Origin of the sequence: Paenibacillus sp. FSL R7-0345, from assembly GCF_038595055.1 — a bacterium.
Taxonomy (GTDB): Bacteria; Bacillota; Bacilli; order Paenibacillales; family Paenibacillaceae; genus Paenibacillus_AQ.
Genome location: NZ_CP152002.1, coordinates 5,306,781 through 5,324,700, shown reverse-complemented (window position 1 = coordinate 5,324,700; position 17,920 = coordinate 5,306,781). Strand labels below are relative to the sequence as shown.

Sequence of the window (17,920 nt, the reverse complement as noted above, 5' to 3'; positions counted from 1 at the left end):
ATGCTATAATGTTGGAACGAATGTAACAAGGGTGCCGGGACTTAAGCACTCTATCTGCGCCACGGAAGGGGTCTACTGCAATGACGGTACGCTTTTTGCTCGGCCGCTCGGGCAGCGGCAAAACTACGAAAATATGTGAGGAAGTCTCCTCACGGCTGGAAGCGGAGCCGCTCGGCGCACCGCTGATTGTGTTAGTGCCGGAGCAGGGCTCGTTCAGTGCGGAACGGGGGCTGCTGAGTACGGGGAAAGCGAAGGGCAGCATCAGGGCCCAGACGCTCAGCTTCTCCCGGCTGGCTTACCGGGTTAAGCAGGAAACAGGAGGCAGCGCAGGTCTGCCGATCAGCGAGGAAGGCAAAAAAATGCTGCTCTACAAAATTATCAGCCGCCGCAAGGACGAGCTGAAGCTGTTCGGCGCATCCGGCGACCGGCCCGGCTTTGTTGAGCGGCTGAGCAGCCTGCATACCGAGCTGAAGCGCTGCTGCCTCGGGACAAACGATCTGGAAGAGCAGCTGTCCAGAATGCGGGACTCTTCGCCGGGCAGTCCGATTCTCGCCGGCAAGCTGGATGATCTGCAGCTTGTATTCGGCGATCTGGAGCAGGCCATGTCCGGATTATATATCGATGAAGAGGACCGGCTGGCCGAGCTGGCCGCCCATATTCCCGATTCTTCTTATATCCGCGGCGCCGAAGTCTGGGTTGACGGCTTCCATGGCTTTACTCCCCAGGAATTTATGGTGCTGCGCGAGATTATGCTGCATGCCTCCAGGGTGACGGTGGCACTGAGCCTGGACAAGATTTATCCGCCTGGACTGCAGCCGCATGAGCTTGAGCTGTTTCATCCCCCAGCCGTTACGTATATCAAGCTGCGCGGGATGGCGGAGGAGGCGGGGCTTGAGGTCTGGGACGAGCTGCTTGCTCCTCCTGTACTGCCGCGTTTTGCGGACAGCCCGGCCCTTGCTCATCTGGAACGGAGCTATGGTCGCCGGTGGAAGTGGAACGGCGAAGCCGGCCGGGTTGGCAGGGAACTGTCAGTAACGGCAGCTTCCTCCCGTAGAACGGAAGTAGAAGGCGCATTGCGGGAAATGCTACGCCTGGCCCGCGAAGAAGGGGCCAGATATGGCGAAATGGCTGTATTTGTGCGGAATATCAGCGACTATGAGTCCCTGGTTGCCCCGTTATTCGAAGATTACGGCATTCCCTTTTTCCTTGACCGGAAGGCAAGTGAGCTGCATCATCCGCTGGCGGAATTTATCCGCTCTGCGCTGGATACTGTGCGCCGGCGCTGGCGCTACGAGGACGTGTTCCGCTGTGTGAAGACCGACCTGCTGCTGCCGCTGGACGGCAGCCTGACCCGTGAGGATATGGATCAGCTTGAGAACTATGTGCTGGCTTGCGGCATTCAGGGCTACCGCTGGACGAACGGTAAGCCGTGGAAGGGGATACCTAGTCTGTCGCTCGAAGGGGACAGAGTTGTGGATGAGGCGCTGCTGGCAAAAATGGAAGCCTGCCGTGAAGCAATCACCGGGCCTCTCTACGCCTTTGAGACACGGGTCAAGCGGAGCCGTACCGGTCTTGAGCTGTGTACGGCCGTTTATCAGCTGCTGCAGGAAACGGATATCGCGCGCAAGCTGGAGCGGCGTAGTAGGGCAGCCCTTGAACAGGGTGAGCCGGCGGCTGCCCGTGAACACAGCCAGCTGTGGGATGCGGTGCTTGACCTGCTGGACCAGATTGCTGAAATGATGGGCGGAGAACGGCTGGAATTTGAGCTGTTCGCCGGAGTGCTGGAAACCGGCCTTACTGAACTTAGAATGGGACTTGTACCGCCGTCTCTCGATCAGGTGCTGGTCGGAACGATGGACCGGACCCGGACAACCGGCGTGAAATACGCGTTTCTGCTCGGCTTCAATGAAGGAGTTGTACCGGCACAGTTCAAGGAGGACGGAATCCTTTCCGAGGGCGAGCGGCTGGTGCTGGAGAATGCCGGCATGGAGCTTGCGCCGGGAGCGGCGCGCAAGCTGCTGGACGAGCGTTTCCTTGTCTATAATGCGCTGACGACAGCCAGCTGCAGACTGTGGATCAGCTATGCGACTGCGGATGATGAAGGCAAGGCACTTTTGCCTTCCGAGATTATCCGTCAGCTGCATGTTATGTTCCCTGAGGGTTTGACCGAACAGATCACGTCCGGATTCCCTTCAACAATCCAGCCGGACGATACCGAAGGGGAAGCACGGCATCTCGGCTTCATCGGCCAGCCTGAACAGACGCTGCGCATGCTGATTATGCAGCTGCGTCAATGGAAACAGGGCGTTGACATACCCGGTATATGGTGGGATGCCTACAACTGGTACATCAGCGGGGGCCGGGAACGGCGGCTGCCGCTGGAGCGTCTGCTCGGATCGCTGTTCTACCGCAACAGCGGGATTCCGCTGCGGCGTGAGACCAGCCTGCGGCTGTACGGCGGTTCAACGCTGCGGGGCAGCGTCTCGCGGATGGAGAAATTTGTGGCCTGCTCGTTTTCCCATTTTGCCTCGTACGGCCTGAGGCTCAAGGAGCGCCAGCTTTATAAGCTCCAGGCACCGGATATCGGCCAGCTGTTCCATGCGGCACTTAGCGACATGGCTAAAAACCTGCAGAAACAGGGCAAGGACTGGGGTAGCCTGTCGGCCGAAGAATGCCGGAAGGAAGCCGGAGCAACGGTAGACAAGCTTGCCCCGCTGCTGCAGGGAGAAATCCTCATGAGTACCAAACGGTACGGATATATTTCCCGCAAGCTCAAGAATATTGTCGGGCGCGCCTCGATTATTCTAGGCGAGCATGCCCGACGGGGCAGCTTTGAGCCCGCGGGGCTGGAGCTGGATTTTGGACCGGGCAAAGATCTGCCGCCGCTGAGAATCACCCTGCCTAACGGCTGTGTGATGGAGGTGGTCGGGCGGATTGACCGGGTTGATAAGGCGGAAAGCGAGCAGGGCGTGCTGCTGCGGGTGATCGACTACAAATCGAGCCAGAAGGATCTGAGGCTGCATGAGGTGTATTACGGCTTGTCGCTGCAGATGTTGACCTATCTCGATGTGCTGCTTACCTATTCGGAGCAGTGGCTGGGCCGGGCGGCGCTTCCGGCCGGAACGTTATATTTTCACGTACATGATCCCTTGCTTACGTCACCGAACGGCCTTAACCGGGAACAGGCGGCACAGGAGCTGCTCAAGCGCTTCAAAATGAAGGGGCTGCTGACTGCCGACCGTGAGGTGGTCTCGCTGATGGATACGACCCTCGACAAGGGGTATTCCTCCATTGTACCGGTGGCGCTTAAAAGTGACGGAAGCTTCTACAGCAGCGCATCCGTGGCTACGCCTGAGCAGTGGGGACAGCTGCTATCCTCTGTACGCAGCAATATTACAGAGATCGGGACGCGGATTACCGAAGGGGATGTGGCCATCCAGCCTTACCGGATTCAGCAGGAGACAGCTTGTACCTTCTGTTCATTCCGGCCGGTCTGCCAGTTCGATGAGGCGGTAGAAGGTAACGGCTATAACAATCTGGGCAAACCGGGCAAGGATGCCGTCTGGGAGCTGCTGTCGAATAAAGGAGGAGAGAAGCCGTGAGGATCAGAGCGGAAATAGAACCGAAGCCGGAAGGCAGCTTTTGGAGTGACGACCAGTGGCGGGCAATTGCCGAGAGCGGCGACGATATACTGGTTGCGGCTGCGGCAGGCTCAGGTAAAACGGCGGTACTGGTAGAGCGGATTATCCGCAAAATCAGCCGGGCGGAAACCGGCTTCAGCGTGGACCGGCTGCTCGTCGCCACATTCACGAAAGCAGCTGCCTCGGAAATGCGCCAGCGGATCCGTGAGGCGCTGGAACAGAAGCTGGAGGAGACGGAAGGCGCCGCAGGCGGGCAGAGCCCTGAGGCGGATCATCTGCGCCGCCAGCTCGCCCTGCTGGGCAGAGCTTCCATTACAACGCTGCATTCCTTTTGCCTGGAAGTCATCCGCAGATATTATCAGATCATCCCGATCGATCCGGGCTTCCGGATTCTGAATGAGCATGAAGCGGAAATGATGCGCCAGGAGCTGCTGGAAGAGCTCCTGGAGGAAAAATACGGGGAAATGAATGAGGAAGAGGAAGACCCTGTATTTGTGCAGCTGGCAGACTGGTTCAGCGGAGAACGCAGCGATGATGCAGTGCATGCGCTAATACAGCGGCTGCATGACTTTTCGCGCAGTCATCCGTGGCCCGATCAGTGGCTGCGGGATACTGCGGCTGATTTTGCCCTGCCGGACACGGAGAGTCTGGGAGAGACCCCCTGGGTGCAGAGCATTCTGGCTGAAGCGAAGCTGACGCTGGACGGAGCTGCCAGCCAGCTGCTGCAGGCCAGGGAAATTGCCCTGCAGCCGGGCGGGCCTGCCCCGTATGCGGATAATCTGGCCGAGGATCTGGCCATGGTGCAAGGAATGCAGGAGGCTCTGGCCTCGCGGCTCTGGGCTGAGCTGTATGATGTGTTTGTGGAAATCTATTTCGGCAAGCTGAAGGCCTGCCGGAAGGATTCTACCGATCCAGGGCTGCAGGAAATGGTCAAGGAACTGCGTGATAACGTGAAGAAGAGCCTGCTTGAGCTGCAGAAATCACTGTTCGGGCGTCCTGCAGATGCTTTTCTGGCTGAGCTGCATGAGGCGGCTCCGCTGATGCATGAGCTGGCTGAGACGGTTATCGCCTTCGGTGAGCGTTACCGCCAGGAGAAGGCCGGCCGGGGACTGGTCGACTTCAGTGATCTGGAGCATTACTGCCTGCAGATTCTGCGTCATCCTGATTCACAGCCGGGCCATTCACTTCCTTCGGATGCTGCGGTGGAATACCGTGGGCAGTTCGATGAGGTGCTGCTCGATGAATATCAGGATACAAACAGTGTGCAGGAGGAGATTGTCCGGCTGATCGCACGCGAGTCGCCGGGCAACCGGTTCATGGTTGGCGACATGAAGCAGAGCATTTACCGGTTCCGGCTCGCCGAGCCGGGGTTGTTCCTGGACAAATACAACAGCTTCAGCTCCGCAGGTGCAACGGAAGCGGGAGATGAGGCTGCTGCTGGAGCGGGAGAAGAAGCCCCCGGAAGCGGCATGGTTATTGACTTGGCCCGCAATTTCCGCAGCCGGATGGAAGTCGTCAACGCCGTTAATATGGTTTTCCGGCAGATTATGGACAAGACGGTTGCGGAGATCAGTTATGATGAACGGGCAGAGCTGGTCTATGGAGCGAACTTTCCCGGAGCGGCCGAGAAGGGGCCGGTACCTTATTTTGCCCCTGAGCTGCTGCTGATCGACAAGGGAGCTTCCTCCGGAAGAGGGGTAGAAGAATCCGGGGAAGACGGCGAGCTCCCGGTCCAGGAGAATGAGGCCATTGAGAGCGAAACGGCGCAGCTGGAAGCACGGGCCATCGCCCGGCGCATCTCGCAGATGACCGGGATGACCGGCGGCGCACCGCTGCTGATTTATGATAAATCACAGAAGCTGATGCGTCCGGTCGTATACGGGGACATCGTTATTCTGCTGCGCTCAGCCCGGATCTGGACACCGCTGATGATTGAAGAGCTGCGTCTGGAGGGCATTCCGGCCTTCGGAGATCAGAACAAAGGTTATTTTCAGGCTACCGAAGTGGAAATTGCCCTCTCCCTGCTGCAGATTACAGATAACCCAAGCCAGGACATTCCGCTGGCCGGAGTGCTCCGCTCGCCGGTTGTCGGCTTGACCGAGGAGGAGCTGGCTGCTGTCCGTCTGTGCAGCAACGGTACTTTTTATGACGCTCTCACAGCGGCAGCTGGAGAGCAAACTGCCGGAACCGGGACTGATGCTGCTCTGGCCCAGGCAGAGAGTGCGGCAGCGCTGGAACATTCCGGTTCTGCAGACTTCGGCTCGGATTCTGCAATCCAGCCGCGGCTGCGTGAGAAGCTGGAGCATTTCCTTGATCTGCTTGAGGGCTGGAGAGATGCCGCACGCCAGGGCAGCCTGAGCACGCTGATCTGGCGTATTTACGGGGAGAGCGGATATCTGGAATGGGTCGGGGGTCTGCCGGGCGGATTCCAGCGCCAGAACAATCTCAAAGCCTTGTATGATCGGGCAGTCCAGTTTGAAAATGATACCACGGCCCGCGGCCTGTTCCGCTTTCTCGTCTTTATCAACCGTCTCCGTGAAAACGGGGGGGACCTCGGGGTTGCCGCAGGAACCGGTGAAGAAACCGGCGGAGTAAACATTATGACAATCCACAAGTCCAAAGGACTGGAATTCCCGGTTGTCTTTATCGCCGGGATGGCGAAGCAATTCAACCGCCAGGATCTGCACTCCCCGTTCCTGATGCATAAGGAACTGGGCTTCGGCCCGCGGTTTGTGGAGCGGGAGACACGGGTCAGCTACCCGACCCTTCCGTATCTTGCAATCAACCGGCGGTCCCGGCTGGAGCTGCTGGCTGAGGAGATGCGTGTGCTTTATGTAGCCTTGACCCGGCCGCGCGACAAAATGATTCTCGTCGGCACGCTGCGGGATGTATCGCGCACCGTAACGGCGTGGGCAGGAACGCAGAGCCGTGAGGAGCTGCTGCTTGCCGATCATCTGCTGGCCAGGGGCCGCAGCTATCTGGATTGGGTCGGCCCGGCGCTGATCCGCCATCCCGCCGCAGCCATTCTGCGCAAGCTGGCGGGTATAGAGGGAACGGGATCAACAGTGCTGCACGGCGACAGCTCCAACTGGAGCATCTCTGTGCAGAATGCAGCCGCGTTAAGCTCAAGTACACATGTTGCCGCGGAAGACGATGCAGCCAAAAATGAAGAGAAACGGCAGGTGCTCGAAGCGCTGCGCAAAGGCAAGGCGGTAACCGCCTACTCCACAGCATCGGCGGGGGAGATTGCCGCCAGACTCGAATGGCAATATCCGCTGGCCGCAGCCTCCGCTATTCCGGCGAAGACTTCGGTTACGGAGCTGAAGTCGATGCTGTCGCTGCAGGACCAGCCCTCCTTTGATCTGCTGGAGGAACGGGCTGAAGCCGGCGGACGGAAGGACCGGCCGGGCACAGCACAAGCTTCGCGTGCGGACAGTCTTCATCTGCGCCGTCCCAAATTTATGGAGAAGCGCGGCCTCACGGGTGCGGAACGCGGTACCGCCTACCATACGGTAATGCAGCACATTCCGCTGGATGGTCCGGTTGACCGTGCCGTGCTGGAAGCGACGCTGGCGCGCCTTGCCAGAGTTGCCATTTTGAGCAGTGAGCAGGCTGAAGCGGTTGAACTGGATGAGGTGGAAGCTTTTTTTAGAAGTGAGCTGGGCGGCAGACTGCTTGACGCCGAGTGGAAGCGCAGGGAGCAGCCGTTCAGTTATATGGTTCCGGCTGTTGAGGCTTACGAGGGGCTTGATTACTATAATCAGGCTGCTGCAGAAACTCCGGTGACAGGCGGGAGTGCACTTGCAGAAGCCGTGCTGATCCAGGGGGTGATCGACTGTCTGTTCCGCGAGAATGGGCGGCTGATCCTGGTCGATTACAAAACAGATGCCGTTCTGGAGCATACAGGCGGGCTGGACGGGCTAAGAGAGAAATACCGTTTCCAGCTTGAGCTGTACAGCAAAGCGCTGCAGGATATTACAGGCGAGCAGGTCAGCGAGATCTGGCTGTACTTTTTTGACGGCGGGCATGCTGTGAGTCTGTAAGTCTATTAAATGAACTGACATATCAGATCAATGAAATACCGCGTTTGTGCGGGGAAAAGAGGGCGGAAATGCGCATATTGCATACAGGCGACTGGCACTTGGGCCGTACGCTGGAAGGCCGGAGCCGGCAGAAGGAGCAGGAGCAGTTCATTGACGAGCTGGTGGAAATTGCCGACGCCGGGCAGGCGGATCTTATTTTGATGGCGGGGGATGTCTATGATTCGGTCAATCCTCCGGCGGCGGCAGAGCAGCTGTTCTATGATGCGGCAGCTAGACTGACTGCGGGCGGCAGGCCGCTTGTGGTCATCTCGGGTAACCATGACCAGCCGGAACGCGTGGCCTCCGTCTCCCCGCTGGTGCGCAGACAGGGAATCACACTGGTCGGTATGCCGACTTCGGAGCCGGTAACGGTGCATGCAGTGCGGACAGGTGAAATCGCCAAAATCGCTGCCCTCCCGTATCCCTCGGAAGCCCGTCTGGGCGAGCTGCTTGCCGGTGAGAGCGGGGAAGACGAGCTGCGGCTCGCATACAGCGCCAGAGTAGGCAGGCTGATGAAGCTGCTGGGCCGGGAGTTTACGCCGCAGACGGTAAATCTGGCCATGAGCCACATCTATGTGCTGGGCGGTGTGGAGAGTGATTCGGAGCGTCCGATTCAGGTTGGCGGCGCTTATACGGTAGATCCGTCTGCCTTGTCCTGCGGCGCACAGTATACAGCGCTCGGGCACCTGCACCGCGCCCAGCGTGTTAAAGGCGACGGGATGATCCGTTACAGCGGATCGCCGCTGGCCTACAGCTTTTCTGAAGCGGGTCAGGCCAAGTCGGTAACGATGGTGGATGTTGCCCCCGGAGGCGAGCCGGTGTTTGAGGAGATTTACCTCAGCTGCGGCTGTCCGCTGGTTAACTGGAAATCTGCCGGAGGGCTGCAGGAGGTATACAGCTGGCTCGACGAGGGGCGTGATGCTAATGCTTTTATCGATCTGGAGCTGCGGCTGACGGAAGCGATGTCGCTGAATGATATTCAGCGTCTGCGCAAGGCACGGGAAGGAATTATTCATATCCGTCCGGTATATCCGCAGATGGAGCTTGAACTTGAACAGACTGCCCGTTCGCGCATGCCGGTCCAGGAGCTGTTCCGCAAGTTTTATCAGCGGCAGACCGGCGGGGCGGAACCGGAGGATGAACTGATCCGGCTGTTCCTGGAGCTGACGGAAGATGAGGACCGGCGCCAGCCGGAGGAAGGGGAGGTGGGCTGACGTGAAGCCGATTCTATTAAAACTGTCCGGGCTGCAGAGCTATAGGGAGCAGCAGGAGATTGATTTTACCAGTCTGACCGAGACGGGGCTGTTCGGGATTTTTGGTCCGACGGGCAGCGGCAAATCCAGCCTGCTGGATGCCATAACGCTGGCGATGTACGGCAAGGTGGAGCGTGCAGTGAACGGTACGCAGGGCATCATGAACCATTCCGAAGATCAGCTTAGCGTCGCTTTCACCTTTGAGCTTGTTTCCTCGGCAGGACCCCGCCGATTCAGGGTGGAACGGAAGTTCAAACGTACCGGCGAGCAGTCGGTCAGCAACACGATCAGCCGCTTTATTGAGCTTACGGAGGACGGTGATCATGTCCTGGCCGATAAGCTGGCCGATGTTACCCGCTGCGTGGAGGAGCATATCGGGCTTAAGATGGACGACTTTACCCGGGCGGTTGTGCTGCCGCAGGGCAAATTCGCCGAGTTCCTGTCGCTGCGGGGTGTCGACCGCAGACAGATGCTCCAGCGGCTGTTCCACCTGGAGCAGTACGGGGACCAGCTGGCGCTGAAGCTCAGCCGCAGGGTCAAGGACAACGAGGCTGCGCTGCGCGCGCTGGAGGCTGAGCAGCAAGGGCTTGGCAGCGCCGGCAAAGCGGATGTTGAAGCGGCAGAAGTCCGGCTGCAGGAAGCGGTCCTTCGCGCGGAGGAGTGTCGTAAGCTGCTGGAGGAAGCTCAGCAGCGCTCCGACCGCTTCGCGAAGATCCGCGAGCTGCAGGAGGAGCGTACCCGCCGCGAGGCCAAGCGGCAGGAGCTGCTTGCCCAGGAGGAGGGTATCCTCCTTCTGGAGCAGAAGCTCGGCCAGGCTGACGAAGCCGAGCAGCGGCTGCCTGTGCTGACCGCCTGGCGCAGCGCAGAAGCCGCCTGGAAGAGCCGGCTGGCCCGCGCGGAGGGCCACGAGGTGACGGCCGCTTCCGCTGAGCGGGAAGCGGCTGGGCTTGCCGCAGCTGAGGCTGCGGCGCAGGCTGCGTTGCTGGCGGAGGAGCCTGCGCTGCGCGAAGGCGCAGACACCTACCGCCGCGCGCTGGAGCTCGAAGCCGAGCTCTCCGGGCTGCGGCAGGAGCGCGCCGCTGTGCTGGAGCGCAGCGGGACGCTCTCCGGCGCGCTGGGCGCAGCGCAGGAGAAGATGGCCCGGGAGCGGGAGCTTTTGGCCCGTGGCCAAAAGAAGCAGCAGGAGCTGCAGCAGAGCCTGCTGCAGCTGGCAGTCCGCTCCCAGGAACGGCAGTCTCTGCAGGATGCGATGCAGAGACTGCAGGGGCTGCGCTCGGCCGAGACCCAGCGGGACTCGGCTGAGCGCGAGCGCCAGGGCCGCGCGGCGGTGCTCGCCGCGGCGGAGGCGCGCCTTGCCGCAGCCGAGGGCCGGCGGCAGGAGCTGGCTGCGCAGCGCAGCGGGCTGGTCGCCTCGGCCGCGCTGCACCTGGAGGACCTGCGGGCTGCGGAAGCCGCCGCAGGGGAAGCTGCCGTGCGCCTGGAGCAGCACGGCAGCGCGCTGGAGACCGCGCTCAAAGAGCGGGAGGTTCACCGGCTCTCGCTGGCGCTCGCCGGCGAACTCCGTGACGGGCTGCCGTGCCCGGTCTGCGGCAGCGAGCATCACCCCGCGCCTGCGTCCGTCCTGGACGGCGGCGCGGAGGAGGAACCGGCCGGCCGGCTCCAGCAGGTGCGCCAGCTGGCCAGACAGGCGCTCGATACACGCCACCTGTTCCGCAGCCTGCTGGAACAGGATGGAGCGTGGCTCGAGCAGGCATACGGCGCCGGCGTGACGGACAACACGGCTGCTGCGGGTCTGGAGCAGGCCGTTGCTGCTGTTGCTCTGGCCGGGCAGACGCAGACGGACGTGCCTGATGCCGGCCTGCTTGCAGAGCTGGATGCCAGAATGGCCTCAGGTAAATCCCGTTCTGCAGCGCTGCGCAGCACTGCGGCTCGTTGGCAGCAGTCCATGCAGGAGCAGCAGCAGCTGTGCCATAAGGAGGCGGCTGCCGTCGAAGCAGAGACAGCCTGGCTGCAGGGGCTGGCCGCCAAAGCCGAGGAGCTTGCAGGCCAGTTAGCGGGCCTGCGCGGGGAATGGACAAGACGGTTCCCGGAGCTGGCGGTACATGAGGCGGAGTCTGCCTACCGTGCCATTCAGCTGAAGGACGAGCAGGCGGAGGAGATCAGGGGACGGCTGGAGATCAGCGTAAAATTCCTGGAGGACAAAACTGCTTCTGTCCAGGCACTGCAGGAGGAAATTACCGGTCTGGACAAGGAGCTGGCCCAGCTGCATGCCCAGCTGGAAGGTAAGGAAGCGCTGGAGCGCGAGAAATCGCAGCGCCTGCAGCAGTGGACCGGCGGACGGGCTGCCGCTGAGCTGCTTGCTGAATGCGAGCGGCAGCTGCGGAGTCTGCAGTCTGCGCTTGAGAGCAGCAGGCTAAATCACCGCCAGGCCGCCGATAAGGCACAGCATGAGCTGAAGGAAGCAGCGATTGCCCGTCAGGCTGCTGAATCTGCGCGCGAGCATTACAGCGATGCTGCTGCGCGCTGGGAAGAGAGCCTGGAGTCTTCGCCGTTTGCTTCGGCGGCCGAAATTGAAGCTGCAGCGCTGCCGCCGGAAGAACGGACAGCAGCAGTTCTCCGTGTGCGGAGTCACCGTGAGGAGGAGGCTGAAATGAACCTGCAGCTGCGGAGCATCGCTGATAAGCTGCAGGGGGAAGTACTCAGTGACGAGGATTGGCAGGCAAGCCAGGCCGGGCTCAAGCGATGCAAGGAGGACGACGAGGAATCGCTCCGGAGCCGGGCCCGTGCAGAGCGCGATCTGGAGGATCTCCAGCAGCGTCATGTCCGCTGGATGGAGCTGGAGGAGCAGCGGGCCGGTCATGCCGTACTTCAGGACCAGCTGTCCAAGCTGCAGACTGTGCTGCGCGGCAATGCCTTCGTCGAGTATATCGCCGAAGAGCAGCTGATGCAGGTCTGCCAGGCCGCGTCGCAGCGGCTGCGGTTTCTGTCCAAGCAGCGTTATGCGCTTGAGGTCGACTCCGGCGGCGGCTTTGTGATCCGCGATGACGGCAACGGCGGCGTCCGCCGCCCCGTTTCTACCTTGTCCGGCGGTGAAACGTTCCTGACCTCCTTGTCTCTGGCGCTCGCCCTGTCAGCACAGATCCAGCTGCGCGGCCAGTATCCGCTGCAGTTCTTTTTCCTTGATGAAGGGTTCGGTACTCTGGATACAGAATTGCTGGATACCGTAATCACTTCATTGGAAAAGCTGCACAATGACCAGCTGTCCGTCGGTATTATCAGCCATGTTCCCGAGCTCCGGGCCAGGCTGCCGCGCAAGCTGATTGTCGTTCCTGCCGAGCAGGGCGGCGGGGGATCGCACATTCTTTTGGAAAAAATGTGAAACTTGGGGCTTGATGTGATGTCAGTCACAGAGACACCATCATGCCCCTGTTATAATACAGCTAAGCCGACATCTTTTAGAAACACCTCGGCGGACGTATGACCGGGATGCACTCCTTTTCATACGTTCGCCGCCGAGTCAGCCTTTCAGCTGATAGGGTGTTTCTTTTTTTTGTTTATTTTTATGTATCTGGTTTTATGAACCCGGGTTGAGGATTGCTCTGGTCATTGACCATACTGAGATAATTGCATTTTGAGCAGCTAAAGCCATCTAAAATCAGTGTGTGCTCAAAATAGCTGTATTTGATACAACAAAAACGGGTTAAATGGCTGGTAGCAGGCAGGGCAAATAGACTGTATAACTCCGTTTTTCTAAAGGATCGTTAATAGTGGTGAAAATGGTATGAAATGTTGACGGGTATCTCCGCAAAGAGAGTATAGGCACAATGGTCCTGTGGGAATGGCTGTATTAACACGAACCCATTCACTGAACCGCTTCAGCTGTTACTGATACAGTTTCATGGTGCCTAACCGTTGTACTGTACTATAATACAGATACGATAATTTATTATGCGGGCCCGGATGTGTACACCGGCGGAACATCAGAACCCCGCTTTTCCTTCTGCACCTGCTGATATCCATACCATTAATCACCAGTAGCACATGCCCTATTCCCGGCTTACAGCCCCTGCCATACAGTCAGATATGCCCAGCATCCCTGTCACGCACCGTATGCTGCCTCATATCCAGCTCACACCCTGCGTCATATACAATCAGTTGTACTGAATATCCCCATCACGCATCCCCCGTCCTGCACCCTATGCCAGCGTTCACTCCAACATATGCATTCTCCGTTCCGACTTTCGTATTGCGCAAAAATCCTGTATGATTAGACACATAAAAAACCAATGGCGGGAAGGCCGGGCGGTCGATAGGGCAGGCAGGAGATTCTTGGGAATCAAGCACCTGTCCAGGCAGCAAGCACTGCTGTGAAGAGCACCTAAACAGTGATGCTTCACAAATCAGGTCAGCACCAGCATTTACGCTTTACAACATCAGTTCAGTACTTTCGCTCCACAAAATGTTCAGGAGGAAGTGTGGTATGGAAACCGTTTTTAGCAAAATTATTGAGGGTACGATTCCTTCAAAAAAGGTGTTTGAAAATGAGCGGATTCTGGCGTTCCATGATATCCAGCCTGCGGCACCGGTGCACGTGCTGATTATTCCCAAAAAGTTCATCGCCTCGATGAACGATGTGACGGCTGAAGATCTGCCGCTGATCGCCGAGATTCACGCGGTGGCCCAGCAGATCGCCGTAGAGCTTGGGGTTGCCGAAACAGGATACCGGCTGATCAACAACTGCGGGCCGGACAGCGGACAAGCCGTTCCACACCTGCATTATCATCTGATCGGCGGCGCCAAGCTGGGTGCTCTCGTGGGCATTTCAGATTCACACGCTTAGCGTATTATCCAAATTCAGAGTGCCTGCCAGAAAAAAGAATAACACGAAGGTTGACACCATATTTCAGTATGACCTATAATGAAATTTGATGAACCGTGTTATGCTCTTGGACGGTCTGGTCGGAGGGAGGGAAAACTGGTGTCTGAAACGAAAGTTCGTAAAAACGAGACAATTGATGCTGCACTTCGTCGCTTTAAACGTTCCATCGCTAAAGATGGTGTCTTGGCTGAGGTGAAGAAACGCAAGCATTATGAGAAGCCAAGCGTTAAGCGCAAGAAGAAGTCTGAGGCTGCTCGTAAGAGAAAGTTTTAGGAGGATTACCGAGTCATGAATCTTAGCGAACGATTGAACGAAGATATGAAGCAAGCGATGAAGAGTAAGGACAAGTTCACACTCTCCACCATTCGAATGGTTCGTTCTACGATAAATTATTCTGAAATAGAATTAAAGAGAACATTAGACGACAACGAAGTGCTTGATATCCTTAGTCGTGAAATCAAACAGCGCAAAGATGCCCTCCAAGAATTTGAATCAGCGGGTCGTGAAGAGCTTGCCGCGAATACTAAGGCAGAAATCGAGATTATCATTAAGTATCTTCCTGCGCAGCTTTCCGAAGAAGAAATTAAAGTAATTGTACAGCAGACCATCCAGGAAACCGGTGCTTCTTCGAAAAGTGATATGGGTAAGGTCATGAGCGCACTGATGCCTAAGGTCAAAGGTCGCGCCGATGGTAAACTTGTGAACCAGGCGGTTCTGCAATTTCTGCAATAATATAGCGCTGACACCCCTTTTTATAAGGGGTGTTTTTCGTTATCAGGGGACAAATGTTAAGCTTCTGCTTACTGTTTGTCCCCTTTTCACTGAGAAGGAAGATGCCAGCGGGGGTAATGTTTTGAAACGAATTGCCGGATAAAGGCGTACTAGGGAGTATGAAATGGGTTATCATGAAGAAGGGAGGTTATAACTTGAGCAGATTCCGGAAAATGCTTGTTTCCTTTACTTCCGTTATCCTGCTGTTGATGCTCTGCATACCGGTTCTGGCCGGCGCAACGGCATCCTCAGGGTCAACGGCCCGGACAAACGGTGAAGTCAAAAGCGGTCCGGTGTTTATCATTCCGGTTGATCAGGAGATTGAACGCGGACTGCAGAGCTTTTTGGAGCGCGGCTTCGCCGAGGCGGCCAATTATGGAGCGGTGCTAATTGTGCTGGAGATTGATACACCGGGAGGGCTGGTGAATTCGGCTGAGCAGATCGGAACGCTGGTCAGAGACAGCAGTATCCCGGTCACTGCTTTTATCAAGGGCGATGCTGCGTCAGCAGGCAGTTACATAGCGCTGAACGCAGATACCATTATTATGAAGCCCGGAAGCATGATCGGCGCAGCATCTCTTGTGGATGTGAAGGGAAATCATGTTGATGACGCCAAAATCAATTCATACTGGAAATCCAAGATGGTGGGGGCAGCTCTGCTGAACGGCCGTGATCCTGACATTGCGGCAGGTATGATGGATGTAAACCTGGTCGTGAACAAGCCTGAGCTTGGCGTGAACAAGGCTGCAGGACAGATTATTGCCCTGACCAGTGACCAGGCGCTGAAAGCGGGATATGCCGAGCATTTGGCGGCTACACCGGAGGAAGGAATTTCCTGGCTGGGTTACTCTACTGACGACATCTTTCACGTAAAGCAGACTGGAGCTGAGAAAATGTCGCATTTTCTCACTAATCCGGTTGTCATGACGATTCTGCTGTTTATCGGGATTGCCGGGATTGTCATTGAACTGCTTGTACCAGGCTTCGGTGCTCCGGGGATTATTGGAACGATTGCCTTTGCCTTGTATTTCTTCGGCAATTATGTAGCCGGCTTCGCCGGGGCAGAGACGTGGCTGCTGTTCATTCTTGGGCTGGTCATGCTGGTGCTGGAGCTCTTTGTGCCAAGCTTTGGAATACTGGGGCTGCTTGGTTCGGCCTGTCTGATTGCAGGCGTTGTACGGGCAGCCTTCAGCTACACCCATGCCCTGCTTAATCTCGGGATTGCTTTTGCCGCAGCGGTGGTTGTCATTGCGGTTGTTGTGGTTATTTTTAAAGAGCGCGGCATCTGGAACCGGTTCATTCTCCAGGAGAGCCTGACCAAAGAAGCGGGCTTTGTCCCTGCTCTGGAAAAGCTGAGCCTCGTTGGTGCAGCGGGAATGAGTATTACTCCGCTTCGTCCGGCGGGAACGGCGATGATTGACGGAGAACGGGTGGATGTGGTTACGGAAGGCAGCTTTATTAATCCTGACCGGCCTATCGCCGTGGTGAAGGTGGAAGGCGGCCGTGTGGTGGTAAAGGAAGCAGCAGAGTAGCTGGTTTCCGAATGGATTTGATTGAATTTTCACAAAAAAAAGTAACGGAGGTTGGGAACAGGTATGGGTGAAGCGTCATTGATTCCTATTTTGCTGATTGCGGTTGTCGTGATCATTGTATTGAGTGTGTTCTTCAGCTTCTTCCCGGTTATGCTGTGGATTTCCGCTTTGGCATCCGGTGTGCGGATCAGCATTATTACGCTGGTGGCAATGAGACTGCGCCGGGTAACGCCAAGCCGGATTGTTAATCCGCTGATCAAGGCTACAAAAGCCGGACTGGGCCTTAACATCAACCAGCTGGAAAGCCATTATCTTGCCGGCGGTAACGTTGACCGGGTTGTTAATGCACTGATTGCGGCGCAGCGGGCCGACATTCCGCTTGAATTTACGCGTGCCGCAGCCATTGACCTTGCCGGTCGTGACGTGCTGCTGGCAGTGCAGATGAGCGTTAACCCGCGTGTCATTGAAACGCCGATTGTTGCTGCGGTTGCCCGGAACGGGATTGAAGTGAAGGTAAAAGCGCGTGTAACGGTCCGTGCCAATATTGACCGCCTGGTCGGCGGTGCGGGTGAAGAAACGATTATTGCCCGTGTCGGCGAGGGTATTGTTACTACTGTAGGTTCGAGTAATTCGCATAAAGACGTTCTGGAAAATCCGGATTCTATCTCCAGAACCGTGCTGTCCAAAGGTCTGGATTCCGGTACGGCCTTTGAAATTCTCTCGATCGATATTGCGGATGTGGATGTCGGCAAAAATATCGGTGCATACCTGCAGACAGAGCAGGCTGAAGCCGACAAACGCATTGCCCAGGCGAAAGCCGAGGAGCGCAGAGCGATGGCGGTTGCCCATGAGCAGGAGATGAAGGCGAAGGTGGTCGAAATGAAGGCACTCGTAGTCGAATCCGAATCCCAGGTACCGCTGGCTATGGCTGAGGCATTACGGTCCGGGCAGCTTGGTGTCATGGACTACATGAATCTTAAAAATATCGAGGCTGACACGCAGATGCGCGGTTCACTCGGTAAAGTGAACGACGGGGACGATCCGAACCGTCCGACCAATAAATAAGGGGATGTGAGATCCCATGGGCAGTCTGATTTATATTGCCGTAATTATTCTGGTCGCGATTTTTACCAATGTGAATAAAGCGGCCAAGAATAAGAAGAAACCTAATGCGCGCGGCGGCATGCCGACCTTTGGCGGCGGAGGAGATGATCCGCTGCCGCGCAGAGTCCGGCCATCCGAGCCTGACGGCCGTGAAGTGCGCCCTGCCGCCTCCGGCAGCGGTTTTCCGGCGCCGGCAGGTAGTGAGCTGTCACGGGACAGCTCATCCTATGAGGAGCATGAGCATGAGCTGGCTCCTGCCTGGCAGGAGTCCCCGCAGACTCCGACTCCTGACTATGAGACGGGCGAAGGGATGTCCTATGAGCAGTCGGCGGACCAGGAGGATAGCGTCCAGATCCGCACAGAACGGATGGAGCGGGAGCTGAGGCGCCTGCAGGCCGCCTACGACGGGATGGCAACCTATGGAATGGATAAGAGCTCAGACGGGACTCCAGCGGCGTCTGAGCGGGGTGAGGCTGGACTCTCTCTTCCGGGAGGAGCCACAGACAGCCGGCAGGCGCTGCGTAACGGGCTGATTTGGGCAGAGATTCTCGGTCCGCCGCGTTCCCGGCGGCCGCACTCAACCAGAAGATAGCAAGTTGGTTGTACTGCGGATACTGCAACGTCCAGCCGGGTGTAAGTACAATAATTAAAGCAAGCC

General features: G+C 57.6%; 10 protein-coding genes. All 10 read left to right on the top strand.

What is annotated here, in order from left to right; translation table 11 throughout:
• Positions 1 to 80 precede the first annotated feature (80 nt).
• The 10 genes from addB to NST84_RS23005 all read left to right on the top strand — a co-directional run bounded on the left by addB (position 81) and on the right by NST84_RS23005 (position 17,854).
• On the top strand, positions 81 to 3,602 hold the full coding sequence (gene addB, locus NST84_RS23050; protein ID WP_342562453.1) for a helicase-exonuclease AddAB subunit AddB: 3,522 nt from the start codon (positions 81 to 83) through the stop codon (positions 3,600 to 3,602).
• Positions 3,599 to 7,684, top strand: a complete 4,086-nt coding sequence (gene addA / locus NST84_RS23045) for a helicase-exonuclease AddAB subunit AddA (protein WP_342562452.1) — start codon at positions 3,599 to 3,601, stop codon at positions 7,682 to 7,684. The genes addB and addA overlap by 4 nt, the downstream gene beginning before the upstream one ends.
• A gap of 68 nt (positions 7,685 to 7,752) precedes the next feature.
• Complete coding sequence (locus NST84_RS23040) at positions 7,753 to 8,937, top strand: exonuclease SbcCD subunit D (RefSeq protein ID WP_342562451.1); 1,185 nt, start codon at positions 7,753 to 7,755, stop codon at positions 8,935 to 8,937.
• Between the two features lies 1 nt (position 8,938).
• Entirely contained in the window at positions 8,939 to 12,355 is a 3,417-nt protein-coding gene (locus NST84_RS23035) for an AAA family ATPase (protein WP_342562450.1), read from the top strand.
• A 1,101-nt stretch (positions 12,356 to 13,456) separates the two neighbouring features.
• A complete protein-coding gene (locus NST84_RS23030; RefSeq protein ID WP_068729315.1) occupies positions 13,457 to 13,816 on the top strand; it encodes a histidine triad nucleotide-binding protein in 360 nt (119 codons plus the stop codon).
• Positions 13,817 to 13,954: 138 nt separating this feature from the next.
• Positions 13,955 to 14,128: a 30S ribosomal protein S21 gene (gene rpsU / locus NST84_RS23025; RefSeq protein WP_005547957.1), complete on the top strand. Its 174-nt coding sequence runs from the start codon at positions 13,955 to 13,957 to the stop codon at positions 14,126 to 14,128.
• Between the two features lie 15 nt (positions 14,129 to 14,143).
• Positions 14,144 to 14,587, top strand: coding sequence for a GatB/YqeY domain-containing protein (locus tag NST84_RS23020; RefSeq protein WP_039876079.1), 444 nt, complete (start codon positions 14,144 to 14,146; stop codon positions 14,585 to 14,587).
• A 173-nt stretch (positions 14,588 to 14,760) separates the two neighbouring features.
• On the top strand, positions 14,761 to 16,158 hold the full coding sequence (locus NST84_RS23015; protein WP_342566501.1) for a nodulation protein NfeD: 1,398 nt from the start codon (positions 14,761 to 14,763) through the stop codon (positions 16,156 to 16,158).
• 63 nt (positions 16,159 to 16,221) lie between these two features.
• Positions 16,222 to 17,223: a flotillin-like protein FloA gene (gene floA / locus NST84_RS23010; RefSeq protein WP_342562449.1), complete on the top strand. Its 1,002-nt coding sequence runs from the start codon at positions 16,222 to 16,224 to the stop codon at positions 17,221 to 17,223.
• A 16-nt stretch (positions 17,224 to 17,239) separates the two neighbouring features.
• On the top strand, positions 17,240 to 17,854 hold the full coding sequence (locus NST84_RS23005) for a hypothetical protein (RefSeq protein ID WP_342562448.1): 615 nt from the start codon (positions 17,240 to 17,242) through the stop codon (positions 17,852 to 17,854).
• The last annotated feature ends 66 nt before the right edge of the window (positions 17,855 to 17,920 follow it).